Origin of the sequence: Bradyrhizobium sp. 199, from assembly GCF_023073355.1 — a bacterium.
Taxonomy (GTDB): Bacteria; Pseudomonadota; Alphaproteobacteria; order Rhizobiales; family Xanthobacteraceae; genus Bradyrhizobium.
The window spans coordinates 65,940-91,509 of sequence record NZ_JADPJI010000006.1 but is presented as its reverse complement, the minus strand read 5'-3'; the positions used below and the strand labels follow the sequence as shown (position 1 = coordinate 91,509).

Genomic DNA, 25,570 nt, shown 5'->3' with positions numbered 1-25,570 from the left:
CACGATGGACCGTTCCAAGACCCGGCTTTCCCCAATCGCGCGGCTGTGGGCCTTGCTCAACAAGCCGCCGCACGACTATCGTCCGGCCACGACTGTGTTCATTGATCTCAACGTGGACCGAGTCGCAGACGAGCTAAAGCTCACAGATCTTGGCCGAGAACGCGGTTCACAGAACCGGCCGGGTTCCGATGACCAGACGCTGGACGACGTCGAACATCTGATTGTCGAGCGGGTCGAGGCCCACAAGCAAGATTCCCATTCGGTCTACCAAGACCATCTACATACCTACGACGAGCGAATGACCTCCCTCAGCTTCGAGGAGCGCTTCGCGGTGATCCAGCAAACCGCCCCCGAAGCCGTTGGAGATTTCGAAGCGGAAGCGACGATGGGACGCGACGAGTTGTTCGTCCACCGCCGTCGGCTCCATGAATCGGAGTTGGAACGTGAGGCGTTTCGCAAGCGGCACCGCCTGCAGCGACCGGCTCGGCTGGCCACACCGGGAAAGATCATTCTGAAGGTCGGGCTGCTTGCGCTGCTCTTTGTCATCGAGGTCGCAGTGAACGCGGGCTTCTTGGCCAAGGCCAATATGGGCGGGTATATCGGCGCGGCCGTGCAAGCGGCCACGTTTGCCGCGCTGAACATCCTCGCGAGCTTCCTATGGGGCTTGGTCCTCATCAGGCCGATCTTCCACCGCAATTTTTTGCTCAAGCTAATCGGGGCAATCTTCTTTGTCGGTTATCTTGCTTTCGCGGGTGCACTGAACCTCACCCTTGCGCACCTGCGCGAAATGAAGCCCAGCCTGAGCGGCGACATAGGCCAGGATGTTTTGCATCGTCTGCTGACAGCGCCTTTCGATCTGACCGACGTCAATTCATGGGTGTTCATCAGCATCGGCCTGCTTTTCTCGCTTGTCGCGATGGCGGACGGGCTCACGTTCTTCGACCCTTACATTGGCTATGCCGGCCTTGAGCGGCGCTGGAACGACGCCAGCAAGCAATTCACGGATCTTAAAAGCGACCTGATCGAGCGGCTCAGGGACATCCGGCAGGACGCCACCGACGTTATGAACGCAGCGTCCGCCGATCTGTCCAAGCGGCGAGCCGAATACGATTCGATCCTCCAAGGTCGCAGCCGGCTCAATCAGCGGTTCATCCAGCAGCAGAACCAGATTGAGACGGCCGGCCGCACACTGCTCGGTGTATACCGCGAGGCGAACCGCAAGGCACGATCAACCCCACCGCCCGCCTCCTTCGCCAGACCGTTTGTTCTAGAACGCATCGTGTATGCCAATGCCGAACCCGACTCGACCGCCCGCGATCGACTGCGCCAGATGATCGACGAAACCCAAGGCCTGCTGAAGGACCAAATCAAAGCCATCAACGAGGCCTTCGAGCGGGCGATGCGGTCCTACCGCGAGATCGACCAGTTTTTTCCGGAGAAGGACAGCAAGAGTGGCTAAGCCCAGACCCCGCAGGCGGAGCTCGCCTGGCATCGGCTGGGCAGGATTCCTCGGAATTGCTCTTCTCCTGTTTGCGGTCTCCTGTGGCGCAGGACTGATATATTTCGCGTTCTTCACCGAGCGGCCCCCGACCATCGCTGAAGAGACTCTGTGTCCTCTTGGCGGTGCTCGGGGGGTAACGGTTGTATTGATCGACACGTCGGATGACTTGCCTGATGCCACGCGGCGCGAGGTTCTCGGGCTGCTGGAGGAGATGGTCACCACGCTGCCGCCCTACCACAAGCTCGACATTCGAGTGCTCGATGTCGCCGGCCTGCGGAGCCGATCACTGTTCGCCAAATGTAATCCCGGCAACGGGACGGGCCTTAGCGAGTGGACCAACAATATCGAGGCTGCTCGCTTGCGCTGGATCGAGAGTTTCCGTAAGCCAGCGTTAGAAGCCATCAATAGGAGCGTTACGCCGGCCCGGGCCGCCGCGTCGCCGATCATGGGGGCGATCCAGGACATCGCACTCAGCGAGTTTTCCGGCAGTGCCGGCCAAAACATCAAAAAGACGCTCTACGTAATCTCTGACATGATCGAGTCCACCAAAGACTACAGCCAATATCCCCGATCCGGCGACCTATCCTATCAACGCTTTAGGCAATCCCCTGCGTATCGGAAGTACCGGACCGAGCTCAATGATGCGACCATTTTTGTGCGCCTAGTCAGCCGCCAGGTGAACGGCAAGGCCGTTGTGGATGACAGCCAGCTGATGGGCTTCTGGCGAGAATGGATTTCTGACAATCGCGGCTTGATCGGCAGCCTTAAGCGCCTGCAGGGAGCATGACCGATGGCAGCCGACGTTACAAACAGGCGCTTGCCGCCAGGCTTTTTGAGCGGGTTGCTGTTCTTCGCCGTCGTGCTGGCTGGGAGCGGATACATCGTCTTTTCGAAGGCGCACGATTTCGCACCTGTTTCGGTGACGGCGGTGCCCGTCCTGATCATGATCGGGTACGCGCTCCTCCTCGGATTGGCGCGGCTCTTTCGCCTTCGCGACGACCAGTCCGGCGACAATCTGTACTACATGGGCTTTCTATTCACGCTGACTAGCCTCGGCGTGTCACTCTATCAGTTCTCCCCGGAAGGCGGGTCCGAGCAGATCGTCAGAAATTTCGGCATCGCCATAGCCTCGACGATTGCCGGCGTCGCCCTGCGCATCTTCTTCAACCAAATGCGGCGCGATCCGATTGAAGTTGAAGCGACCGCGCGCCTGGAGCTTGCCGAGGCCTCCCGCAAGGTGAAAGTCGAGCTTGAGAGCACGATCCTAGAATTCAGCTCTTTCCGCAGGATGACTCAACAGTCCCTCGGCGATGCGCTCGATGAACTGAAGGAAACCCTTGGCGAGACCCGCAAGGAGCTGGCGGGCGAGATCAAGGATTTCGCGGTCACCGCGCGCCAGCCTTTGGAGGATGCATCGAAGCGTTCCGGCGAAGCCCTCAATATGATGAACAGCCAGGCGACGAGGACGTTCGAGGCCATGTCCAAGCAGCTGGTGGATCAAGGGGACCGGTTGACGAGGAGTACGGGAACTATGATCAAGGCGATCGACACAGTCGTTGGCAGGCTGGTGTCGCTGCAGACGCCGGAGCAGATTATCGAAATCAAGCTCGCGCCAATGATCCAGGGCCTTTCGCGGGCTGTAAATTCGTTCAACAAGAGCGCCGAGACACAGGCGAAGACACTGGACGAGAACCTGCGGCAAACGCAGGCTCTTGCAGCAGCGTTAAACGACTTGATGAGCGAGATCCGCGCGGAAAATGCGCAACGGCATGCCACCGGCCCCTGGGCCGGCCGCGGGCACAACACGTAGGCGGCAAGCATGTCAGTCATGAACGGCCCGATCACCAAGCAAGGCTCCTCGTACCGGCAGGGACTGGTACTCGGCCTAACGATGGCGGAAATCATGCTCCTCCTGGTGTTCTGCTTGCTCATTGCCATGGCGACCTTCATCTTGAAGGAGCAGGAGAAGCGCGTTGCGGCGGACAAGCGCGTCGCGCAGCTGCTTGCCGATAATCACCGCAGTCAAGACCTTGTACAAACGCTGAGCAAAAACCAGGCGCTGGTCGAAAAGCTCAAGTCCGTCGCGGGCAGCAGCGATCCTGAGGCAATAGATCAATACTGGCGGGAATTGGTGGAAGGCCGCGCAACCGCCGATGAGCTCCAAAGGTCCGGCATGAAGCTGAAGGAGCTTGGTGACCGAATTGCACAAATCAAGACGTTGGAAGCCAATGGCATCGACGTCGACAAGGCAGTCAATGACGCAAACGCCATCGCGGCGATCAACCGTGAGCTGGCTAGACCGGGCGACCCACCTCTCTCAACAAAGTCCATCATCGATGCGCTGAAGCGTACCGCCCCGGCCGGAGGCGCCCCCGGCCATTTGTGGCCACCGATCATCAGCCTCAGCGAGGCTGACGGCAATTTCTTCAAGAGCGGGAGCGCCGAGCTTTCCGTACCTTTCCGCGACAGCCTCCTGAGCAAAATCCCGGCGAAGGTGCTGGAGTACATCCAACTGTACGATGTGGATGTCGTCGAGGTGGTTGGTCACACCGACGAGCAGCCTCTCGGCCTGCACCAGTCCAATCTGGACCGGGATCTGCTCCCGGTCCTGAAGGGCAAGACAGAGGTCGGAAAGCTCGTTCCCGCCGACAATGCCGGCTTGGGACTGGCTCGTGCGGTGTCGGTCGTGAGCGTCATCAAGCAGAACACGCAGCTTGCGAAGTACAAGATCATTCCGCTTTCGGGCGCGCAGCTCGTGAATACGGATGAGACGCTCGCGATCGAGGGGATCCCAGCGAATATCCCGGAACGGCGCCGAATTGAGATTCGGTTGCGAAAGTCGAGCGCCCATGAAGCCACCGCGAGCATTGCGCAGCCCACGCCCGCACGCGCGCCTGATGTTACGGCTCGTGCGCCGGTCGCTCCAGTGAAGCCGCGTCCGACCACACCTGCGCCCATATCCCTGTTACCACAGCAGCCGTCCTCACCGCCCAAATCGGCAGCGTCGCCGGTGATCCGGGCAACCCCGGCTACGCCCGCCAGCGCGCATTGAGCAATGACACCTATGAGATGGTTTAGTCGGTTTAATGATTGCACATAGCCCCATGACGCCGCCTTTGCGGCGAGATCTCCCGCTTCTCTGAGGGTCAGCTTGCGCCGCGAGATTCCCTGAGATTAACCAGGGCGGTCCGCTGCCGGAGCGCGTTCGGGCGCCGGCAACGGGCGTGCCCCAGTGCAGCCCGGCGAAGCCCTAGCGGCCCAACGTGATCGAAGATGACCGCTGCGGTTCATTCTACGCGCCGCAAGCGGGAACGAATCGGATAAGGGCCTGTTGCTCTTTTGGGCAGTCATTGAGGAGATACATATGCGTGATGATCTAAATCGCCGCCAAGGCGGCATGAGCACGGGCTTGTGGGCGGGCATCGCTGCCGCGATCGTACTAGCACTGGTGTTCATGTGGGCGCCCTGGGGCAACCATCGCACAGCTGACAATTCCGGCTCTGGAGCGACAGTTGGTTCCACTACCCGCCCGGCAACTCCCGCCTCCCCAACCGGCACCACGCCAGCAGCGCCTGCATCCCGATAAAGCGCGCTAAAGCACGGCCAATCGACACGGCGAAGCGGAGCGGAGCTGTCCGAGCTGGTCGTGCTTTAGCTGCGCGTTTGCGTACAATTGCAAAGCGTCCGGGAACTTAACGTGACGACGGCGGCCAAAATTCAATCGTCGAAAAATTCATCGCGCTCACAGTGCTGCCCAAGCAATCCCTCGAATTTGCTTCGGCCCGGAGTCGCGGGTGCGATGGACACTCGCGATCTGGAAACCGGGGATAAGCCGAACTCCGTTAGATATTTGTGCATCAGCTCCAGCTGCTTGTTGGCGATAGTGAGCCAGGGGTTTTGCTGAACAATTCCTGACGGGAGCTTCAATAGCATCGGCGTCTCATGGAGTTTTCGCTCGGCCTCCACCCATCGACCATAGGCTTGGCAGTATGCGGAAAGCGCCCCTCGATCAAGATCGGTAAGTATCCGAAGGATCACTAACTGTGAAGCAAGCCGCTTCCACTCAGCCTTAGCGGCTGGGCAAAGATGCGAGGGGCAAGTCGGAGCTCTCACTTCGGGAGCTGGCTCCCTTTGATTTATCGATCGCTTCCCCGGGTTTCCGTGGAGAAGCTTGAGATGTGTTGGCGTCGGCTTTCGACCACGCATCTCAGGCTTTGGTCGGCTTGGGATGCATTCGGAAGACCTCGCCAGTCGACTCGTTACGAGCCAACTCTCCCGTGAATGATTGCCACCGCTGAACGGCAACATCAACGTAAGCAGGCGATAGCTCAATCGCGTAGCAGGCTCTGCCTGTCATCTCCCCAGCGATGATAGTCGTGCCGGATCCACTGAACGGCTCATAGACTGCTTGACCCGGGGACGAGTTGTTTTCGATGGGTCGCTTCATGCATTCGACGGGCTTTTGCGTACCGTGTCCCGTTTCAGACTTCTGGTGAGAGATGCTCCAAACGGTGGTTTGCTTGCGGCCGCCGCCCCAGTGACCCGTTTTACCTTTTCTCACTGCGTACCAAGCGGGTTCGTGCTGCCAATGGTAGTCTCCACGGCCGATGACAAGCCGGGCCTTATCCCAGATGATCTGCGAACGAATGGCGAAGCCGGTTGATTGGAGGCTCTCGGCAACGGCGGCTGCGTGCAAAGCCCCGTGCCAAACGTAGGCCACCTCTCCAGGGAAAAGGGTCCAAGCCTCGCGCCAGTCGGCCCGGTCATCGTTCAGGACGGTGCCGGTCGCCCTTGCCGCGACAGTGCTGCCGTCGCTGCGAACTACCTCGTTCCGCCATTCCGGTCGGTAGCTGACGCCATAAGGCGGGTCGGTCACCATCAGGTGAGGCTCAACTTTGCAAAGCAGCTTCTCGACTGTGGCTTTATCCGTGCAATCGCCGCAGATCAGACGATGTCGGCCCAGCAGCCAGACATCGCCAGTTCTCGTGACCGGCTCCTTAGGCGGGTCGGGGACATCATCAGGATCTGTCAGCCCCTGCTTTTGCTTGGTCGCCAGAGCTATCAATTCCGTGTCGGAAAAACCTGAAAGTGACAGGTCGGCGCCAAGCGCCGAGAGTTCGCCCACCTCGAGAGCAAGCATGGTCTCATCCCATCCGGCATTGAGAGCGAGCTTGTTGTCGGCCAACACGTAGGCGCGTTTGGCGGCGTCTGAGAGCCCCGCTAATTCGATAACAGGCACTTCTAGCAGTCCGAGCTTACGGGAGGCCAATAGCCTGCCGTGGCCCGCGATCACCCCGCTATTGCCGTCCACGAGAATGGGATTAGTCCAGCCGAATTCACGGATCGATGCGGCAATCTGCGCAACTTGCGCGTCTGAATGAGTGCGGGCGTTGCGGGCATATGGAATGAGGCTTTCTAGGCTTCGATACTCAACATGCAGGGGTTTGCCAGGGCTTACGCAAACGTGCGCTGTTTTGCGATTACCATCAGAGTTAGTGGACCGTCGTAAGGTCATCCCTGCTCCTTTCAGAACCCAATCACCGCGCAGTCACCGGACATTCACTCCCGCTAAGATGGGCATACCCCCTCGCCAATTTCGCGGCTTTGCGGGTGCATGGCCGGCACCGGTCCGAGACCGAAAGGGCGTAGAAATCTGACCGCCCCCCCCCGCTCGAAAGCGGCAAAGCGAAGTTATTTCACACTAAAGGGTCGCACAATGACACTTGGCTGCGCATGATTGCGCATGAACGCGCTGTTCGGTCGAAATTCTGGCATTGGCGCCGTCTTAGGGACGCTGCCTCTTGCCTTAGGTATTCGGAAATGCTGCGGTTGTGACACTTCTGCGCGATGTCCTGGGCGGCAGCACTGTCAACACGAGCCAGGGTTGAGACGCGTACATGGTCTCGCTTCCTGACGCAGCAAATCAGCCACTGATTTGAATCGGGAGTAGGCGGGCACAACTCGAGCAGTATTGATGATCAGCAGCGTGCTGCGAAGAATCAGAACGCTGGCGCTGTTCCTTCAAAATAGCGCTTTAGACGCAGCGGCGTATGGTCGGACTCCATGAGCCCGGCACAAAGTTTTTCGATAACAGCATCTGTCACTGGTGCGTCCGCGCGGTAAAGCCACGCAGCTTCACCCTTTACGAGAACGCGGCAATGAATGGCGCGACCCATGCGAAAGTTCGCCCAGCTCGGCGCCGTTATTCGCCGATGGTCTCCGGGTTCCAAAACACAAGCTGGATCATGGAAGCGGCCCTCTCGAATGGTCGAAATACTGACGATCAAGTTCGCTTCGAGAGAACAGGGGTCAGTTAGAACGACCCACAAATGCAAGCGATCAGGGTCACCTGGCGGCCCTGATGGCATAAGCAGAGTCGCCTTCTTCAAGGGTTGGAAGGTCATCAATGCTCGCAAACAACTGGTCTACATTGCGCTCGGCTTCCACCTTAGCCGCCAACGCTGAGCTATCCGTCTTACCTAGAAACTTGAAGATTCGCTCGAGGGGAATAGGCTCGGACGACCCCCTTGGATCTTCCCACTCTGGACAATGCTTATGTGTGAAGTCCCGAATCTCGAACTGATTTAGCTTCCCATGTTTAAGCCAAACGAGTTCAAGAATCTTCAACTCAGCAGTACTCAATTCATCAAGATCGTGAAGTTTCAACTCGGAGTTAGCAAGACCAATTTGGTGACCAGAACGATCGGTTATAAACTCAGCCCACTCATCCCTATCATCCGACATGCCGTTAACGTAGTTCAAGGTGATTGAGTTTACGGGACCGTGGTCCATCGAAACGAACTTGTCGTTGAGAATGGGGCTTTCGAAAGTTTCCAAAGCAAGCCGGTCAGCCAAATAGATCAACTTGACCAACTTCAGCACGTTGATCTTGCCGCCAGACGCTTTCGCGAAAAATGCTGCGACTTGTGCTGCTTTGCGCGCGTTGTACCAGACTGGAGCCATTCCAACCCCCTCAGGTGCGAACAAAGAGAAGAGAACGAAGTAGGAACATTGGCTGCACACTATACAGTTAGAATGTTGAAGCGAGACATAGGTTCGGCTTTCCTAGTCAATTCTTGGTTAACTCCGTGATCTTTTTGCAACACGGACCTATTCTGTGTTGACCCCGATAAGCCGGACTCACACGCCGCACTGACCGCGTCACATGGGACCGGTGCCCCGCTTAAGTTGCTCGACAAGTTCTTTCATCCCCTTGGCGATTCTGGCTTCCGCTTCGGGTTCTCGTGGAGGCTCTGGAAGACGCCTTCGATTTGCTCGTTCTCGTTGGTCCAAATCCGCGTAGTACTCCTCGCGCCATGCATCGAGATGCTGCTTGAACTTGGCGAGGTTCGGATAGGGGACAACCGAAGCAAGCCCGGTGGATGGGCTAGCAGCTTTTGCGACGACTGGAGGGGGATAGCTCGATAAGATTTCCACCAGGCCGGCCGCAAACGCCTTCGGATCCATCGCTGGTATCGTGTCGTAGAAGCCCAAAATCCGTTTTGCTGCTGTGGCTGCTGATAAATTCGCCGATATCATCGAGGATCTCCCTTCCCATTTGCCTTTCCTGCTGGTGAGCGGTCGCCGGACGTGCTGCCGGCGGTCCTCGGCAAATTGCCGCTACGTACTCGATTGGATTTTGCTTTTGAGATGCCTGCTCGATCGCCGCTCGCGCTAATGGGACGTTTCCACCCTTAGCCTTGAGGAGCTTGGCGATAAGGCCTCCATTGCTCCTTCCGAGGACCTGCCTCCCGCGCAAGAAATACTCGCGTTCAGGAATAGCAGGATCATTCGCATCGCCAGAAGCTTTAGCTTCTGAACCTATAATGTTTTTAATGCTTTCTTCTTTGCGTTGATCGTGCGTCGCTCCTCGGTTGCCCCCCGCGTCTCCGAGTGCGTCGGCAGGAAGGCTTACCCGCTGATATCGATCGTACTTCCGGATAGTTATGACGGTAACGCCCGCGTCGGTTTGCGTGTCGATCTCTGCGTCATTGTCCGGATCGGTTTTGAGCAGGTGGAGGAATCGCCTTACTCGAGGCTCTTTCCAACGCCAGCTATCCGCCATGAAGCGCGTGGACGCGGCGAGTTGGCCCCTCTGTACTTCAATGACCCTTCCGGAGATGCGGAACCTCATCGGCCGCCAGGCTGCCCTCGAGAGCAGCCATAGCCAAGCTTCCAATCGGCTCAACGGCCCATTGTGCGAGAACTTCGGATGGTCAAACACGCCGCGGTCAACAGCGAAGACGCCTCGCTCACTCACGGCTGCACCGCTTCAGCCCGAACTGGCTGCTGGGTGCTCTCCATCAGACGTTCAGCCTCAAAGGCTTCTACATCCGCCTCGCGGTATGCGACCCGCCCTTTCAGTTTGATGTAACGGGGTCCATCACCCGTCCAACGCCAGCGCTCCAGGGTGCGCGGGCTTATACTCCAACGACGTGCCAGTTCAAGCTGGTTTAAGTGTCTGGTCATGACGGCTCCATTCGCAAACGTGCGAAACACAGCGTCACTTTGAGGAAGATTTGAAGGATTGACTAAATTGGCAAATTAGGCGGCCAGTTTATTTCGGCCAGTTTCTAAAAGGCTGCGAATTTCAGCTACTTAGTTGCGAATACGTCCCCCTCTCGACATTCGACGAATTTTGCTCTGTTCTCATGCGTAAAGCTGAGAACGGCTGAGAAATGAAACGTAGAGTGCCAACCAAATTGAACGGTCGCAGCGGCGACCACGCTGACGATGTGGATGAACACTTTGGTGATGACAGCAATCCCGAGCCGTTCTGGCGACAAGTAAAGCCGAAGGATGGTCTCCCCTTGTGGGAAGCGATGCTGTTCTATGGGAACCAGTTCGATGCAGAAATGGCGTGGAGCCGCAGGCTGGATGGCTTTGATGGCCCACCCTTCTATCCCTTTGATGAAATGTCCCGAGAAGAGCAGCGCGAATACAACGCGGGCTCGATGCAGTTTGAGCGTGCCCGGCGTCAGCTGGAATCTGAAATCCACGGAAAGCTCCTGAGGGGCGAGCTCGTTGCAACGGGCTACGCAGCCGATACCCCTCTAGATTCGCCACCCACAAAGATCCTTCCAGATCGCTGGCGCCTCCTTGAGCCGGATTATCGCGAATCCACCGCAAAAGGGGGCAGGCTCGAAATATCAGGCATTCTTGTGTTCAGCGGCGATCGGGACATACCCAAGACACTAGGCGCGAAGAGACATTCTCTGGCGGAGTTGCGCAGATGGTATTCGAGCTGGATCTCATCCAATCGGGAGAGCGGGAACGCGCCCAGCCGAGATGATGACCTCGAGGCAGCGCGCGAGCGGTTCGGTGAGGGGGTTTCGAGGTCAACGCTGCGATCGTTGCGGAAAGAGCTCGCGCCCGACGAGTGGAAACTCCACGGAAGAAGACGGGAGCGTTGAGCCCTTTGCGCATCGGTGCGAACGGCTTGTTTTGTAGCCGCGCGCGTTCGTTCACAAGTGTTTTGGTCTGTTTTTCTCGCTACTCCGAAGCCATCATTCGGAAATGGCGATTCTCGACGATACAGATCCCGAAGTCGACAAGCGGCTTACCGAAATCGGCGAGATACTTGCCGCTGGCCTCATGCGTCTTCACGCTCGGAAGTCCAGTGGATTATCGAGTCAGACCGGAGAAACTTCACTTCACTACAGTGCCAACCAGAGCGGTCATGCGCCACCTTTCTCTCCCGAGGTGAACGCATATGAATGACCCCGTTTTGGCGCAACTGGCCGCCCTAAAAGGCGGGCCAACGACGGCTCTAAAGGCCAAGTGGCGCACGCTCTTCGATACGGAGCCGCCCCCCTATAACCGCCGCTTCCTCGAAAGCCGGTTGGCTTACCGGATTCAGGAGCTGGCGTTCGGGGGCCTGTCGGCGGAAACCGTGCGCCGGTTGGAGGCATTGGCTGGTGACCTGCCGGCGAAGGGAAGCAGACCTCTCCGGCACAAATCGTCGGATCGGCCCGTCAGCGGCACTCAGTTAATCCGCGAGTGGAAGGGTGTGGAGCATCGGGTGACGGTCCGCGACAGCGACTTCGAGTACCAGGGCCGGCCCTTCAAATCGCTTTCCGCCGTCGCCAGGGCCATAACTGGCACCAGATGGAATGGCCTGGTTTTCTTCGGCTTGAAAACTCAGCGGGCTCCCGCATGACCAAGCCGATCGTTCGCAAGGTGCGGTGTGCGGTTTACACCCGTAAGTCCAGCGAGGAAGGCCTCGACATGGAGTTCAATTCCTTGGACTCCCAGCGGGAGGCCTGCGAGGCCTATGTGACGAGCCACAAGCATGAGGGCTGGCTTTTGGTCCCCGATCGCTATGATGACGGCGGGTTCTCGGGTGGCACTTTGGAGCGTCCTGCGCTCAAACGCCTGCTTGCGGATATCGAGGCCGCCAGGATTGACGTTGTCGTCGTCTACAAGATTGACCGCTTGTCCCGGTCCCTCATGGATTTTGCTAAGCTGGTGGAAGCCTTCGACCGTCGCTCGGTCACGTTCGTCTCAGTTACGCAATCCTTCAACACTACAACATCCATGGGGCGGCTGACGCTCAACGTCCTGCTGTCTTTTGCCCAGTTCGAGCGTGAAGTCACCGGTGAGCGTATCCGCGACAAAATCGCAGCCTCTCGCAAGAAGGGGATATGGATGGGCGGGTGGGCTCCATTCGGTTATGAGGTCAAAAACCGCAAGCTTGTCATCAATGAAGAGGACGCGAAGACAATACGGTGGATTTTCCGCAGGTTCGCGACTCTAGGCTCTGCCACCCTCCTCGCCCGCGAACTCCAGCAGAAGAACGTCCGCAATCGCTACGGGCAAGCGATAGACAAGGGCGTGCTGTACAAGATGCTCAACAACCGAACCTACATCGGCGATGCCGTGCACAAGGGCACTGCCTACCCCGGCGAGCACGACGCCATCATCGAGCGGAACGTTTGGGACGAGGTACATTCAATCCTGCAGGAGAGCCCTCGCAAGCGGGCTGCAAAACACCGGGCTCAGACCCCTGCACTGCTTAAAGGCCTGATTGTCGACGGCGTGGGGGTGGCGATGTCTCCTACCCATACTCGTCGCCGGGGAAAGCTGTACCGCTATTACGTTAGCCAGCAAGCGATGAAGGGCTCCGCCTCACCCCGCAGCATCCTGCGCGTCCCGGCAGGAGAAATCGAAGAGATGGTCGTTGACCAGATCCGCCGCGTGATCGCCTCCCCAGAATTGATCGTGGCAACCTGGAAGCAGATGCGCTCTCAAAGTCCTCGCGTCACAGAGCTTTCGGTGCGCAACGCCCTCCTTAACTTTGACGAGCTCTGGGCGGAATTATTTCCCGCCGAACAGTCTAGGATTTTGCAGCTGCTTGCTGCGAGAGTGGTCGTGACCGCTGCGAGGGTAGACGTGCATCTCAGGGTGGAGGGCTTTGCATCGCTGATCGCCGATCTAAAGGGACTCTCCGCGCAGGACGCAGCATGAACACTAAGAGCAAGGAGACGCTACGACTTAGCCGCGATGGTCGCGAACTTGTCGTAAGCATTCCCGTTGATTTTCGGCAGAGCGGGGGCCGGAAGCAGATCGTTGTGCCGGCTGGCGCAGACGCTTGGACGGCCCCTCGGCCACGAGCAAACAACAGCTTGATAACCGCTCTCGCGAAAGCACACCAATGGCGCCGTATGATCGAGGTAGGCCACTATGCTTCTGCCGCAGAGCTTTCGAAGCGGGAAGCAGCTAACGAGTCCTACGTCTGCCGAGTGCTGCGGCTTACCCTACTTGCTCCCGATCTTGTCCAGTCCATACTGGACGGTCGGCAAAGCAAGACTCTTGAGCTTAAAATGCTGCTAAAGCCCTTCCCCACGGATTGGGCCGCGCAACGAGTACATTTCGGTTCGTGAATTGAACTAAAGAAAAGAGCTGCTCGCGGACGTTCTCGCGGCGGACATGCGGCGCTCCCTAGGGAAGACGAAGAGCGATCAAAGAACCCACTGAAAAACAACTGCAAACCAGCTTGGCTGCCCTGCCATTGCTACCACCGGATGCTACCACATTCAAATGGGCCCGAGTTCAGTTCGTTGAGCATTGAAGGGACACGCCTTTGCTTCGGATGACACAGTGGCGTTACTCGACGCCACGTGGCGGTGTAATCATTATGATGGACACACAGTCTCTTGAGGTCATCGGCGCGTGACATTAGGCGTATATGATCAAATCGGGACAAGCCAGCGTCTCCGGTGGAAGGGCGCTACGGCGCGCTTCTTGCCTGCACGAGCCCAGACAAAAACCGTTTGATGTCGCCCGCCTTGATAATGTGGAACCGGTCTCTCCCACCTGTCACGACGACCCCGACAAAGTAAGCACGGACCTCGCGGCCGACCACCTGAACCACGAAGGCCGACCCACCGCTCATGCCGTCCGGGTCAAAGTCCAACGGCGAATTAGTACGAAGACACATTAGGGCAGGATTGTATGACGCCTGTTCAAGCTCACACAGGACAATACGCTTAAGCCGGCCGATATGATTTTTCTCTTCAAGTTCGTACTTCTAATCCTTGGAAGGGAAGCCAGCGACGACGGCGCAAATAATATCAGTATTTAGCGCGGCGGGCGGCACCTCGCGAAAATCAAAGAACCTCTCCTTCAAGTCGGGATACTCCTGGCAGGGCTTCGTGAACTCGAAGGCGGCCAAGTCGCGATAGTGGGGATTGCTCTCGTCATTGAAGTGCCGCACACCCGAAGAGGTCACGAGTTGCCGCCCGTCGCGGCCGAGAAGTGAGAGGTCCTCCATTCGACAGCCGCGCAACTGATGATTGGTACATAACAGAAAGTAATGAGCCGAAAACCGGACCAGGACCGCTGACCCCACGAGCGATACCTTGTAAGTTTGATGATCATTCCAAACGACAAGGCTGTCTACGTAACGCGATAAGGTTGAGGTTAAAGCTGAAGCCGGGATCAGCAAACCGTTGAAAGATACGCTTGTGCCGACAATGCGGTCGAGGATATTCCACGTGGATTGATCCTTTGACACGGTGGTCCACCTGCTCCTGTCGGGGTAGCCCGCATGGTCATATGCCGCCAACACGCAAGCTGACACGGTGGCGGGTTCGCCTCGATGCCGGCCAACCGAGCGCACTCCGCAGCGAATGGCTTAAGTTATGCTTAGCCCACTCGTGGCCTTTCAATACGTCAAACAGATAGAGAATGTCGGAGATATCTTGAATATGAGATTCGAGCAGTTCAGGAGAAATGGAAACACGCCCTGTGTGAGTCAGCTTGTTCCGTGTTGTCGCGTTCGCCTCAACGCGTTTGAACAGAGGCCGCAATTTGTCCCAGTAGGTCAGCGGCGTCCCCTGCGCGGTATGTAGGTCCGGGATATAGGTCCTGAGCATCTTATGAATGGGGGGTGCCGGAAGTTCGGCGAGCAGCCAAGCAGTTTCAGGGCGGAGGTGCGCCACATAGGCTTTGGTGCCAACTTCTAACGCGGACGTGGCTACTAGAAATGAGCTGCGAGGAGAGTGTTCCGCAATATTCTTCGCCTCTCGCAGAAGTTCATGCGCCAGCGGTTCGTCCGCAGCTTGGTCTAACCAGAGCGTCTCCAGGTCGGCTTGGTCATCATGTTTCCACTCGATTCCGGCAGGGCTTGCGCCTTCGCTGTTTTGCACGCGAAGTCCGACATGCCGGTAAGCGTCTCCTTCAATTCTCCAGTAGAGGGAAGGTGAGCCTTCGAATAGAAAATGGGGCCCGTCGATGTTTTGTTGCCAGCGCAAGAACCGAAGAAAACGTTCAACGGTTTGCAACAGCGACGCCTCGACGGTATCGCAGACGCTCTGTACCTGTGGTGGATACATTTCAAACGGCACACCGAAACCCTTCGCGATGTTCCCATTGGCGTCAATTTGAGTCGCTCCATATTTCACATACGGAAGCGAAATCGGCATGTCCTCATAGGACTCGAACCTGCCAACCAGCAGCGACGAAACGAACCTGACCACGCTTGGCCGAACATAAATGCTGAGATAGGCGCGGCAGACCAAAGGCCGAAATAGATTTTCCTGCGAACCCTCAACGTCGAGTTTGATCTCGACCCGCGAAATAGGGTCCAGAAAATGCAAGCCCCCGGGAAGCGCCGGATTAAACCTTAGTCCCGCAGGCGCACCCATCAGGAGGAAATCCATTTTGACGTCGTCAATATCCGACATGGTAAGGCCGCCTTATAGCTTTCGAGAAATAAGCATGAGCCATGCAAAACGGAATCGGAGGGATTCCTAATCGAGGATATTATAAACCTAGGCGGTCCAAACGGCCTTTACGAGGGACCAGACGCGCTTGGGCAGCGACCAGGCACGGTGGGACGAGAACGGCGAACAGGCACCTTCAGCATAGATGGATCCACTGGAAATTGCGCCCTTTGTAGTGAGCTGCTGTAGTTCAAGAGGGGCTCGCCGGGCCACCAGCCTGGGCAGGCGGAGGAAAAGTGTTCGCTTCAGTAAACCAAGCAAACTGAACGCCTGGCGTCTTGGTGTTTGGGGTAGGCTTGTAAGGACCAGAATCACGCGGTGACGTGATGAGTAACAGCCACTTGAGGTCAGCGCGCACAAACGCATTCAAAGTGTCGCAAATTGCGCTCGCGGGCACATCTCGAAAGACCTGACAACGATTCGCGATACAGTTACCTTCGCCATAAAAGAAGAACAACTTTCGCGCCTTCGTAAAATAGAAGGCAACAAGATTGACACCTATGAAACCAGGGGAGACTTGAGCGACTGCAAAGCTCGCGTTTTCATCTGTTGCTGTAAAGGCGATGGCGTCGGAAAGCTCCAAAACGTAGTCTGCCGGTTTCCCCGCGGGCCAATCGAACAGCATGTCTGAGTACGCTGAGAAGCGAAAACCGTTGTCGAAATTAGTCACAACGGCCACGAACCCTCCAGCAGTGGGGACCGATGGGTCGGCCACAACGTGTCGCATCGCTGAAAACAGGTCGCTAGCCGGCGAATTTGGCATGTCGTCGGGAAACAAGACCGCGTTGATCGCACGGCCTTGTTCGACCTTTGGCCTTTGCTTTAGCTCCCACCCTCGAAACGCATTGTAGGCCACTTGGTCACCAATCCATTGTGTCTTGGAAAGGCCGGTAACCCGCTTTCCATCCACCACCTTGATGAGCTTCGTCGGATTGGCGAATGCGATAAGGTATTCGTTGCCAGTTACTTGGCTTGAACGCTCGAAGAAGGCCACCACGTCAGCGAAACCCCCTCCTGATGGATATCGTTGAATAAAGTCACTGAAAGCGCGGCCAGCTGTTTCCGGGGAGTTCGAGAAAGAGACACATAAGTCTCCGGGCAACAGACAGGACTTGATCACGCCGTTCTGAAACGGAAGCGGCTGATCACCGGGACCAGTCAACAGAGTGTCAGCCGCGATAGATACGCGCCGTCCAACAACTCTACCAACGACAAGCGTCAAGTCGCGCTCCTCCCTTTGGCGGCATAGGCCTATAAGGCGCGGCTAACCTTCTCCTGCTGGTCTAGCTCGCGAAGATAGCTTTCCAAACTTCGCAACCTGTCCATACTGAGGGTCGTTTCGAAACCCATGTATATTGCAGGACGACCACTACCAGCCGGCCCCCACACAACGGTCGTTTGGAAATCTGCCTCTCGATTTCGCCAAGTGCGCCAAGCGTGTTGAGCTCTGCGAAAGTGCGCTAGATACGTGGCATCCGATGCGAGGCGGGTCTCGATAGCCCGCTCCAACTCTTTGATTGCTTTATTGCTGTTTTGTAGGCGGTTACGCTGATTCAGATTGTTTTCGAGCGTTGATCGGGCATTTAGCTCAGGAATGAATTTCGCAAGAGTGGAAAGCACATGCCTCATGTACTCTATTGCACACTGAATAAAGAGCGCCAACTCCCGCTCGGAAACCAGAGCGTCGAGTTGATCATCGTAAGCCAAGTGTCGCGGCGAACCGTGGACCAACTCATTGCGCTTCTCGAAGAGGGTGTTTAGCTGCCGCTCAATCGTTCTTCGCGACGGCGCTCCGACGCGGAACGCATCGCTCATCATGACTGCCCATGACTTCTGAGTACGCGCAAGTATGGACGGCTTCGCCTCTTTTGTGAGGTCGTTCAGTGTGTCTTCGATTTCGTCAAAGGATGAGAAGTTTCGGCTCATCGCAACGATATCGCCAATCGAGAAATGATTGACACGCGCCTGAACGATTAGGCCGTAGTTGATCTTAAGCTCTTTCAATAGCTTGGCGTTCGGATTTATTCTTCCTGCGGAGTAGTCGATTAAATGCTTCACCAGTGATCGAGCGAACCACTCCATGCAAGTCGCAATATTTACCAGTGCAAGTGGCCAAAGCTCGCCCTTGTCACGGTCTTGTATGATGAGCTTCAACTGCCGAAGTCGCATAATACAGATTTGCGGCCCTTCATTCAGGTCGCCGTAAGAAGCTTGCAGCTCGCCAAAATCCATCTTCGGCACGTCAGGTTTTCCCTTACCCAAATGTAAACAAGGCCCGTTTGCGCCTGCACATCAAGGCGCTCCACGATTTCGTCCGAATCGGTCGAGCGCTGATTACGATATTGAGCATCTCGACCTTAGGTGTGCAAAACGGAATCCTGCGATTCCCAATTGTGCCTTGTCTAAGACCTAAATGGTCGGCTGATTTCTTGACGATCTTGGCGGCCGAGCGAGAAACGAACTCTATATTTTACGACGTTTGAAATTCCTGAACTTTCAATGGGTCTTATCGTCCGTTACCTGTTCAGAAAGTACAGAGGTTTGGAGAAGGAAGGGGCATCGGAGAAGGCCCCAGGCGCAAAACTCATGGCTGAGTACGGTTCGCCTGTAATTTGCACCCAAAATCAGCGCGAAAAAGAGCCTAGACTTGCGCGGAGAGGGTGTTCGAAAGAGGAGCTGGCGGAGAGAGTGGGATTCGAACCCACGGTACGGTTTCCCGCACACACGCTTTCCAAGCGTGCGCCTTAAGCCACTCGGCCATCTCTCCGGAGCGCCCTCTCTTGAAGGGGCGCCGATGATTTTGCAAGGGATCGAAGGAAAATCGGGTGAATTTTCCGCAAGCTGTTGTATTTACGCGGTAATATCCGGCATCGCACATGGCCTGAACCGCATGGCGGCTGAACCCGTGGCAGGTTCGGCGCGACGATTCACGTGAGGACGCCGAACACCACCGGGGACGCCATGACCATCCGCAAGACCATCGCCGTGCTGGGCCTGATATCCGCCCTTGTCCAGGCCTTCGCCGCTCCGGCGCGGGCCCAGGTCTGCACCCGGCAGGGCGTCGATGTGAGCTGCAACGACGGGCGGCGCGGGGTGCTGTCCGGCGATGCCATCGTCTGGCCGGACGGCACGCGCTCGAGCGCGACGCCGCATCCAAGCGTGATCATCGGCAACAAGAGCTCGGCGCATGTCGGGCCTGGCGTGTTCGTCGGCCAGGGCAAGGGCATGGTGCCGATGGACGATCCCAACGCACCGAACAAGCGGCAGTGTGCCGTCCTGGATGGCGTGTCGTATTGTTATTGACGTTCGCTATGTGGGGCTGGCCTTCATGCCCGGGCTCGTCCGGGGCAATCCGCGTTCTCGGGCCCATGCAAGGCGTGGACGGCGGGGTCGAGCCCGGCCATCACGAGTGGATAGAACCTACGAAAAGCTCAGATCAACCGCACGCCTGATATCGCCGACTTCAGCCAGCGCAACGCTTGCGGCGGCTGCGCGGCGAGCGGCGCGGCGGCGGCCTTCTCGGTCCGGCACTTTTCCAGCTCCGCGACGAAGTCGGCCGACCATTGCTGGATGGTGTGGCCGCGCAGCTTCTTCATCATCGCATCCCAGCGCATCTTGCGCTCGGTGAGCGGCATTGCCGCCGCGACCGCGATCGCGCGGGCCATGCCGTCGATGTCGTGCGGATTGACGAGCAAGGCGGTCTCGAGCTCGTTGGCCGCGCCTGCGAACTTCGACAGCACCAGCACGCCAGGATCGGCCGGGTTTTGCGCGGCGACATATTCCTTGGCGACGAGGTTCATGCCGTCATGGAGCGGCGTCACCACGCCCACCTGCGCTGTCCGATAGAGACCAGCGAGCACGGCCTGGCTGAAACCCTTGTTCAAATAGCGGATCGGCGTCCAGTCGACCTCGCCATGGCGGCCATTGACGTCGGTGACGAGGCGCGCGACCTCGTTCTGGAGATTGCCGTACGCCTCGATCGCTCCGCGCGAGGGGTTGGCGATCTGAAGCAGCGAGATGCTGCGCGCAAACTGCGGCTGATCGGTCCAGAGCCGGTCGAAAGCGCTGATGCGGTTGACGAGGCCCTTTGAATAGTCGAGGCGATCGACGCCGATCGCGAGCCGCTCGCCGTTGAGGCTGCGCCGCAGCCGCGACACGTCGGGATGCGAAGCTGACTTTGCAGCATAAGCGGCGAATTTGTCAGCGTCGATGCCGATGGGAAAGACTTCGCAGCGGGTGCGGCCGTGCTGCGACACCACGACGCCGTCCTCGACCGTAAGGCCGAGCTCTCCGCCGACATAGCCGAGGAAATTCTGGCAATCCTCATTGGTCTGGAAGCCGAGCAGATCGTAGTCCAGCATCGCCGTGATCAGCTCGCGATGATTGGGCACGCCTTGCATCACCGCAGCGACCGGCCATGGCGTATGCAGGAAGAAGCCGATCGGATCGCCGACGCCGAGATTGCGCAGCTCCGCGCCGAGGGCGAGGAAATGATAATCCTGCACCCAGAACGCGGTGTCTGTTTTTCGGAAGCGCATCAAGGCGCGCGCCATAAAGGCGTTGACCTCGCGATAGCTGACGTAATCTTCGCGCGAGACGCGGATCAGATCGCTGCGCGAATGCAGCGCCGGCCACAGCGCGGAGTTGGCAAAGCCTTCGTAATAGCCGCCGTAATGCGCTGCCGGCAGATCCAGCGTGGCGATTGCGCCCGAACCAAGTGCTTCAATTTCGGCAAACGGTTCCTTCTGATGGCCATCCCGCACGCGGCCCGAGGACCCCACCCAGATTGCGCCTGAATTCTCGACGACCGGAAGCAACGCGGCCGCAAGCCCGCCCGTCATCGGCTCGTTGGGTTTGCCGCGCGAAACTCGATTTGAAACGACGACTAAGTTCACAGGTCGTCCCCTCCTGTTTCATTCCACCCCATTTAACTGCCGTTCATCAATATGGTTCCTGATCATCCTTTCAACCAATTGAAACCAAAATCAGGCGCGCGCGTTGCAACTGGTTTCGCTAGCGGGAACCGGGAATTTTTCGCTGTAAAGACAGCATTTGCGACGGTGTTGCACAGCGCTCCCTGCGGGACGCGCGGGCGCCGGGTCCAGAACTTCATGTCTGTGGCGTGGCGCTGCCTTGTTTTCACCTTGGATCGAGCAGGCGTGCAAGGAATGCACGCACGTCGCTCGGCGCGTCGAAATGGCCATTTACGCCCATGGCACGGCGGCCGACCGAGAAGGCAAGCCCGTTCATGTCGGGCATGATCGCGAATACGGTTTCATCGGTGACGTCGTCGCCGATAAAGATCGGACGCCGTCCCCTAAACGGCTCGTGCTTCATCAGTTCACGCACGCCGGTCGCCTTGGTGAATCCGGAATGCTTGATCTCGCAGACGAACTTGCCGGGCAGCACCTCGATCGGCGCATTGGGCAGGTCGGCGCGGATCACCGACACGGCTTCATAGATCGCTTTCTCCGCATGCGGCGCCAAGCGGTAATGCAGAGCGAGCGAATAGCCCTTGTCCTCGAGCAGAATGCCCGGGCTGAGCTTGGCGATGGCCGCCAGGCGCCGCTTCAGCTCCTTGTCCAGCGGCGGCGCGTGCACGGCGTCGGCTTCATTGTCCACCGACAGCCGCATCTCGGCGCCGTGGCCGGCGACGGCGCGAAACACGTCGGGCGCGAAGATCAGGTCGATGTCGTTGAGCGAGCGGCCGCTGACCAGCGCCAGCGCGCCGGAGGTGCGCTCGGTCAGATGCTTCAGCGTTTCGGACAGCCCCGGCGGCACCCACACTTCGCGCGGCGTCGGCATCAGGTCGAGCAGCGTGCCGTCGATGTCGAGCAGGATCGCAGTCTCGTTGAGATGCGGCACGAGCGCATGCGGCACCGGCACAGCATCGGGCGCGTCGTCGGGTCGTGTGCGCATCTCGTTCGAAGCCATTTCCGCAAGTTCCGATTTCATAGCCTACTCCAAAACAGCAAGCGGCCGCGCAATTTCTTCGAGCGATTTGCGCTCCGCAGAGACGGCATAGCGCCACGCCACGATCGCGGCCGCGATCATCAGGACTGCCCCCAGCAGGTAGCCGGCGAACACGCTGGTGCGCGATCCCGTGTCGATCAGCGCGCCGAACAGCGCCGGCCCGATCACGCCGCCGATGCCGGTGCCGACCGCGTAGAACACCGCGATCGCCAGCGCGCGAACTTCAAGCGGAAAGGTCTCGCTGACGGTGAGATAGGCCGCGCTCGCCGCTGGCGAGGCAAAGAAGAAGATCACCATCCAGGCGACGGTCTGCCCCTGCGCGCTGAGCACGCCGATGGAGAACAGGTAGCCCGAGAACGCCAACAGCAGGCCCGACATGCCATAGGTGAATGTGATCATGACGCGGCGGCCCAGCGTATCGAACAGCCGGCCGAGCAGCAGCGGCCCAAGGAAATTGCCGGCAGCAAAGGGGAGCAGGTACCAGCCGACCTTTTCGGCACTGATGCCGTAGAAATCGGTCAGCACCAGCGCGAAGGTGAAGAAGATGGCATTGTAGAAGAACGCCTGCGCGCTCATCAGAACGAGGCCGACCAGCGCGCGCTGCCGGTACACCGAGAACAGCGTGTGGACGACCTCGCGGATCGGCGTGTGGTCGCGCATCTTCAGCCGGATCTTGGGGAAGCGCGCCTCGCTCGTATCCTGATCATCTCTGATCACGGAACGTTCGATCTCATCGACGATCGCATGCGCCTGATCGGGGCGACCATGGATCATCAGCCAGCGCGGGCTTTCCGGAATCCACATTCGCATCAAGAGAACGACCAGTCCAATGCTCGCGCCGATGAGATAGGCCAGACGCCAGCCGAGATCGGGCGCGATCACGGCGGGATCGAGCAGCACGATGGCCGCAACCGCACCCATTGCGGCGCCGATCCAGAAACTGCCGTTGATGACGAGATCGGTCCAACCGCGATAGCGCGCCGGCACCAGCTCCTGAATCGTCGAGTTGATCGCGGTGTATTCGCCGCCGATGCCGGCACCGGTGAGAAAGCGAAACACCGCGTAGCTCGCCACATTCCATGACAGAGCGGTCGCGGCCGTCGCCGTGAGGTAGAGCGCCAACGTGATGAAGAACAGCTTCTTGCGGCCAATGCGGTCGGTGAGCCAGCCGAAACCGAGCGCGCCGAGCACGGCACCGGCAAGATAGGCAGAGTTGGCAATGCCGAGATCGAGATTGGAGAAATGCAGCGACGTACTCTGCTTCAACGCGCCGGAGAGCGCACCGGCAAGCGTCACCTCGAGCCCGTCAAGGATCCAGGTGATGCCGAGCGCGAGCACGACGCGGGTGTGAAAGCCGCTCCACGGCAGCGCGTCGAGGCGCGAGGGAATGCTGGTCTCGACGATGCGATCGGTCGCCGAGATCGCAGGTCCATAATTCAGCGCTGGGCTTTGCTGCAATTCCATCGCGTTGTTGCGTCTGACCAATGGAAGCGACCCCGGTTCACGTGACGTGTACGGGGTCGATCCGATCATGGGGGTGCGGCATTCTGCTGCCACCTGCGACAACGTTTGCCGTGTGACCGGGTTCCCCAGGGAACAGCTTCCAAGAACATCTGTTTCCGACGGAGCTACAAGGATTCGACGCATGGCTCAGGTCAGAAAGACGACACATTCGCGGAAGCCAGGCGCGCGCAAGAGAGCGGCAGGTGTGCGCGCGGCTTAACCCGAGCGGTGAAGCTGAAGCGATTGTTCTACTACGCCGCCCGGATATTGCCCATGAAGCGATCGAGCTCGGCGCGCAAACGCGTGCTTTCGGATGACAGCGTCTTGGCCGAGTGCAGCACCTCCTCCGAGGCCGAGCCGGTCTCGGCGGCGCCGCGGTTGACCTGGCCGATATCGGTGGCCGCGGTCTGGGTGCCCTGTGCGACGGTGTGGACGCTGCGCGCGATCTCCTGCGTTGCCGCGCCCTGCTGCTCGACCGCGCTCGCGATCGAGGTCGAGATCGACGAGATCTGGCCGATGGTCGTCCCGATCTCCTTGATCGCTGCAACCGATTCCGCCGTGGCCCCTTGCATGCCGGTGATGTGCGAGGAGATCTCGTCGGTGGCCTTCGCGGTCTGGCTCGCCAGCGACTTCACCTCGCTGGCAACCACGGCGAACCCACGGCCGGCTTCACCGGCGCGCGCCGCCTCGATGGTGGCATTGAGCGCCAGCAGATTGGTCTGTTCGGCAATCGCGGTGATCAGCTTGACCACTTCGCCGATCTGCTGGGCGGCATGCGACAGTTTGCCGATGCGCCCGTCAGTCTCCTTGGCCTGAACCACGGCGGCCTCGGCAATGCGGCTGGAGTCGCGGACCTGGCGGCCGATCTCCTCGACCGAAGCGGACAGCTCTTCGGTCGCGGTGGCGACCGACTGCATGTTGGAGGAGGCCTGCTCGGAGACGCCCGCAACCTGGCTCGACAGGCTTTGCGTGGTCTCGGCGGTACGGGTCAGCGTGGAGGCCGCCGATTCCAGCTGCACGGCGGAAGCCGAGACGTTGGAGACGATGGCGCCGACCGCGCTCTCGAAATCATCGGCAAAGCGGATCAGCTCGGCGCGCCGGCTTGCAGCCTGCTCCTGGTTCTGGGCTTCGCTGGCGGCGGCATCGCGCTCGGCCTTTGCAACAGCCTGGACCTTGAACTCCTCGACCGCACCGGCCATCTCGCCGATCTCGTCCTTGCGGCCGAGACCCGGCAGCACCACGTCGAAATTGCCCGAGGCCAGCTCACGCATCGCCTTGCACATCGCGATCATCGGACGCGAAATGCCGTTGCCGAGCATCAAAGCGAGCACGGCGCCGATGGCGAGGCCGCCGAGCGCCAACATCACCATCAGCCTCTCGGTATCCACGATCGTCGCATTGGCGCTGGCTTCGATGCGCTGCTGATCGGCCGTCAGCTCCGACCGCAGCTCGCCCGAGAGCTTGACGATGCCCGCCGCCGTCCTGGCCATGTCGCCGTTCAGCTTGACGATGATCTTCACATTCTCCGACAGCTTGGTGAAGGAGGTGCGGTATTGCTTCAGGAGGCTGCCGATCTCGGTGACGCGGTCCGTGATCTTCTGGTCGTTCGCATAGATCGAGACCAGCAGAGTCTCCAGGAATTTGACTCGCGCGATCACGCCATCGGCGGTCTTCGGCTCCGGCTTGGCGACGAAGGCGCTGACGGAGGTGGAGACCGCCAGATATTGTGATGTGATGTCCTTGGCCGTGGTCTGGACCGAAGCCAGCCCAGCCAGCGCGGCGGTATCGGCAAGGTCGTCGAACTTGAAGCGGATCTTGTTGCCGACACTGTTAAGCTCATCGGCCGCGATCTTGTTGTTCTCGCGCGTCAGGGTGATGATTTCACTGAACACCTTCGTAAAGCGCTGGAACTCGGCCTCGAGCTTGCCGACCTCCTCACGGCGGGCGGCACCGGTCGTTGCGGCCATCGACTTTGCGATCGCGCTCCTCAGATTCTCTTCGGCCGCCTTGGCCGCCGTCTCGTCATCGGCCGCGCCTGTCAGGGTGTACGCCCGCGCCAACCCCTGATAGGCGATCAGCTCGCGATCGACCGTCCGCGCGAGATCGGCTTCCGACACGCTGGTTCGGTAGGAGGCGACGGCGCCCTGGATCCGCTCGAAGCCGAAATAGGCGAAAGCCATACTGACGGCGAGGATGGCTAGCACGGCCACGAAGCCGAGGATGATTTTTGCGCGAAAACGCAACGTTGGCAGCTTCGATTGGCGCGACTTCGACTTGACCGACATTCCCCCACCCCATTCCATTCGCGGAAAACCAGGCGCAGCCCGGAAGCAGCCCGCTTCCTGACTCTCCGGCACGTTACGAGGCA

At 58.8% G+C, this 25,570-nt stretch carries 20 protein-coding genes and 1 tRNA gene; 8 read left to right on the top strand and 13 right to left on the bottom strand.

Annotated features, from left to right (window positions below):
• Positions 1 to 4: 4 nt before the first annotated feature.
• The 4 genes from IVB28_RS20875 (at position 5) to IVB28_RS20860 (ending at position 4,553) form a co-directional block, all read left to right on the top strand.
• Entirely contained in the window at positions 5 to 1,459 is a 1,455-nt protein-coding gene (locus IVB28_RS20875) for a hypothetical protein (protein ID WP_247528707.1), read from the top strand.
• A 187-nt stretch (positions 1,460 to 1,646) separates the two neighbouring features.
• Positions 1,647 to 2,288, top strand: coding sequence for a hypothetical protein (locus tag IVB28_RS20870; RefSeq protein WP_247528706.1), 642 nt, complete (start codon positions 1,647 to 1,649; stop codon positions 2,286 to 2,288).
• Between the two features lie 3 nt (positions 2,289 to 2,291).
• Positions 2,292 to 3,311: a hypothetical protein gene (locus IVB28_RS20865; RefSeq protein ID WP_247528705.1), complete on the top strand. Its 1,020-nt coding sequence runs from the start codon at positions 2,292 to 2,294 to the stop codon at positions 3,309 to 3,311.
• Between the two features lie 9 nt (positions 3,312 to 3,320).
• The gene (locus IVB28_RS20860) at positions 3,321 to 4,553 is read left to right on the top strand and encodes a hypothetical protein (RefSeq protein WP_247528703.1); all 1,233 of its coding nucleotides are present in this window, start codon (positions 3,321 to 3,323) and stop codon (positions 4,551 to 4,553) included.
• A 1,155-nt stretch (positions 4,554 to 5,708) separates the two neighbouring features.
• Here IVB28_RS20860 and IVB28_RS20855 read toward each other — a convergent pair.
• From IVB28_RS20855 to IVB28_RS29515, 4 genes are all read right to left on the bottom strand, one after another.
• Positions 5,709 to 7,016, bottom strand: coding sequence for a site-specific DNA-methyltransferase (locus tag IVB28_RS20855; protein ID WP_247528702.1), 1,308 nt, complete (start codon positions 7,014 to 7,016; stop codon positions 5,709 to 5,711).
• Positions 7,017 to 7,846: 830 nt separating this feature from the next.
• Positions 7,847 to 8,464: a Panacea domain-containing protein gene (locus IVB28_RS20850; RefSeq protein ID WP_247528700.1), complete on the bottom strand. Its 618-nt coding sequence runs from the start codon at positions 8,462 to 8,464 to the stop codon at positions 7,847 to 7,849.
• 198 nt (positions 8,465 to 8,662) lie between these two features.
• The gene (locus IVB28_RS20845; protein WP_247528698.1) at positions 8,663 to 9,040 is read right to left on the bottom strand and encodes a hypothetical protein; all 378 of its coding nucleotides are present in this window, start codon (positions 9,038 to 9,040) and stop codon (positions 8,663 to 8,665) included.
• A 717-nt stretch (positions 9,041 to 9,757) separates the two neighbouring features.
• Complete coding sequence (locus IVB28_RS29515; RefSeq protein ID WP_346730751.1) at positions 9,758 to 9,970, bottom strand: helix-turn-helix domain-containing protein; 213 nt, start codon at positions 9,968 to 9,970, stop codon at positions 9,758 to 9,760.
• Between the two features lie 221 nt (positions 9,971 to 10,191).
• Here IVB28_RS29515 and IVB28_RS20840 point away from each other — a divergent pair, with 221 nt between their 5' ends.
• The 3 genes from IVB28_RS20840 (at position 10,192) to IVB28_RS20830 (ending at position 12,967) form a co-directional block, all read left to right on the top strand.
• Positions 10,192 to 10,914 carry a hypothetical protein gene (locus tag IVB28_RS20840; protein ID WP_247528696.1) on the top strand — a complete coding sequence of 241 codons (723 nt, stop codon included), beginning with the start codon at positions 10,192 to 10,194 and terminating at the stop codon, positions 10,912 to 10,914.
• A gap of 299 nt (positions 10,915 to 11,213) precedes the next feature.
• Positions 11,214 to 11,660, top strand: a complete 447-nt coding sequence (locus IVB28_RS20835) for a DUF2924 domain-containing protein (RefSeq protein ID WP_247528693.1) — start codon at positions 11,214 to 11,216, stop codon at positions 11,658 to 11,660.
• The gene (locus IVB28_RS20830) at positions 11,657 to 12,967 is read left to right on the top strand and encodes a recombinase family protein (RefSeq protein WP_247528691.1); all 1,311 of its coding nucleotides are present in this window, start codon (positions 11,657 to 11,659) and stop codon (positions 12,965 to 12,967) included. The genes IVB28_RS20835 and IVB28_RS20830 overlap by 4 nt, the downstream gene beginning before the upstream one ends.
• Positions 12,968 to 14,030: 1,063 nt before the next feature.
• On the opposite strand, the gene IVB28_RS20825 is transcribed toward IVB28_RS20830, so the two are convergent.
• The 5 genes from IVB28_RS20825 to IVB28_RS20805 form a co-directional block, all read right to left on the bottom strand.
• A complete protein-coding gene (locus tag IVB28_RS20825) occupies positions 14,031 to 14,516 on the bottom strand; it encodes a hypothetical protein (protein ID WP_247528689.1) in 486 nt (161 codons plus the stop codon).
• A 37-nt stretch (positions 14,517 to 14,553) separates the two neighbouring features.
• Complete coding sequence (locus tag IVB28_RS20820) at positions 14,554 to 15,687, bottom strand: hypothetical protein (protein ID WP_247528687.1); 1,134 nt, start codon at positions 15,685 to 15,687, stop codon at positions 14,554 to 14,556.
• 229 nt (positions 15,688 to 15,916) lie between these two features.
• On the bottom strand, positions 15,917 to 16,948 hold the full coding sequence (locus IVB28_RS20815; protein WP_247528686.1) for a hypothetical protein: 1,032 nt from the start codon (positions 16,946 to 16,948) through the stop codon (positions 15,917 to 15,919).
• A 29-nt stretch (positions 16,949 to 16,977) separates the two neighbouring features.
• Positions 16,978 to 17,958: a lysozyme inhibitor LprI family protein gene (locus tag IVB28_RS20810; protein ID WP_247529111.1), complete on the bottom strand. Its 981-nt coding sequence runs from the start codon at positions 17,956 to 17,958 to the stop codon at positions 16,978 to 16,980.
• Between the two features lie 445 nt (positions 17,959 to 18,403).
• Positions 18,404 to 18,493 (bottom strand) — tRNA-Ser (locus tag IVB28_RS20805).
• 194 nt (positions 18,494 to 18,687) lie between these two features.
• Between IVB28_RS20805 and IVB28_RS20800 the strand changes: the two genes are divergently transcribed.
• Complete coding sequence (locus tag IVB28_RS20800; protein WP_247528685.1) at positions 18,688 to 19,029, top strand: hypothetical protein; 342 nt, start codon at positions 18,688 to 18,690, stop codon at positions 19,027 to 19,029.
• A 128-nt stretch (positions 19,030 to 19,157) separates the two neighbouring features.
• Here the strand turns inward: IVB28_RS20800 and IVB28_RS20795 are convergent, their stop codons facing one another.
• The 4 genes from IVB28_RS20795 to IVB28_RS20780 all read right to left on the bottom strand — a co-directional run bounded on the left by IVB28_RS20795 (position 19,158) and on the right by IVB28_RS20780 (position 25,487).
• On the bottom strand, positions 19,158 to 20,621 hold the full coding sequence (locus IVB28_RS20795; RefSeq protein ID WP_247528684.1) for a trehalose-6-phosphate synthase: 1,464 nt from the start codon (positions 20,619 to 20,621) through the stop codon (positions 19,158 to 19,160).
• A gap of 244 nt (positions 20,622 to 20,865) precedes the next feature.
• Positions 20,866 to 21,681: a trehalose-phosphatase gene (otsB, locus tag IVB28_RS20790; RefSeq protein WP_247528683.1), complete on the bottom strand. Its 816-nt coding sequence runs from the start codon at positions 21,679 to 21,681 to the stop codon at positions 20,866 to 20,868.
• Positions 21,682 to 21,684: 3 nt separating this feature from the next.
• The gene (locus tag IVB28_RS20785) at positions 21,685 to 23,163 is read right to left on the bottom strand and encodes an MFS transporter (RefSeq protein WP_247528682.1); all 1,479 of its coding nucleotides are present in this window, start codon (positions 23,161 to 23,163) and stop codon (positions 21,685 to 21,687) included.
• Between the two features lie 290 nt (positions 23,164 to 23,453).
• The gene (locus tag IVB28_RS20780) at positions 23,454 to 25,487 is read right to left on the bottom strand and encodes a HAMP domain-containing methyl-accepting chemotaxis protein (RefSeq protein ID WP_247528681.1); all 2,034 of its coding nucleotides are present in this window, start codon (positions 25,485 to 25,487) and stop codon (positions 23,454 to 23,456) included.
• Positions 25,488 to 25,570 lie beyond the last annotated feature (83 nt).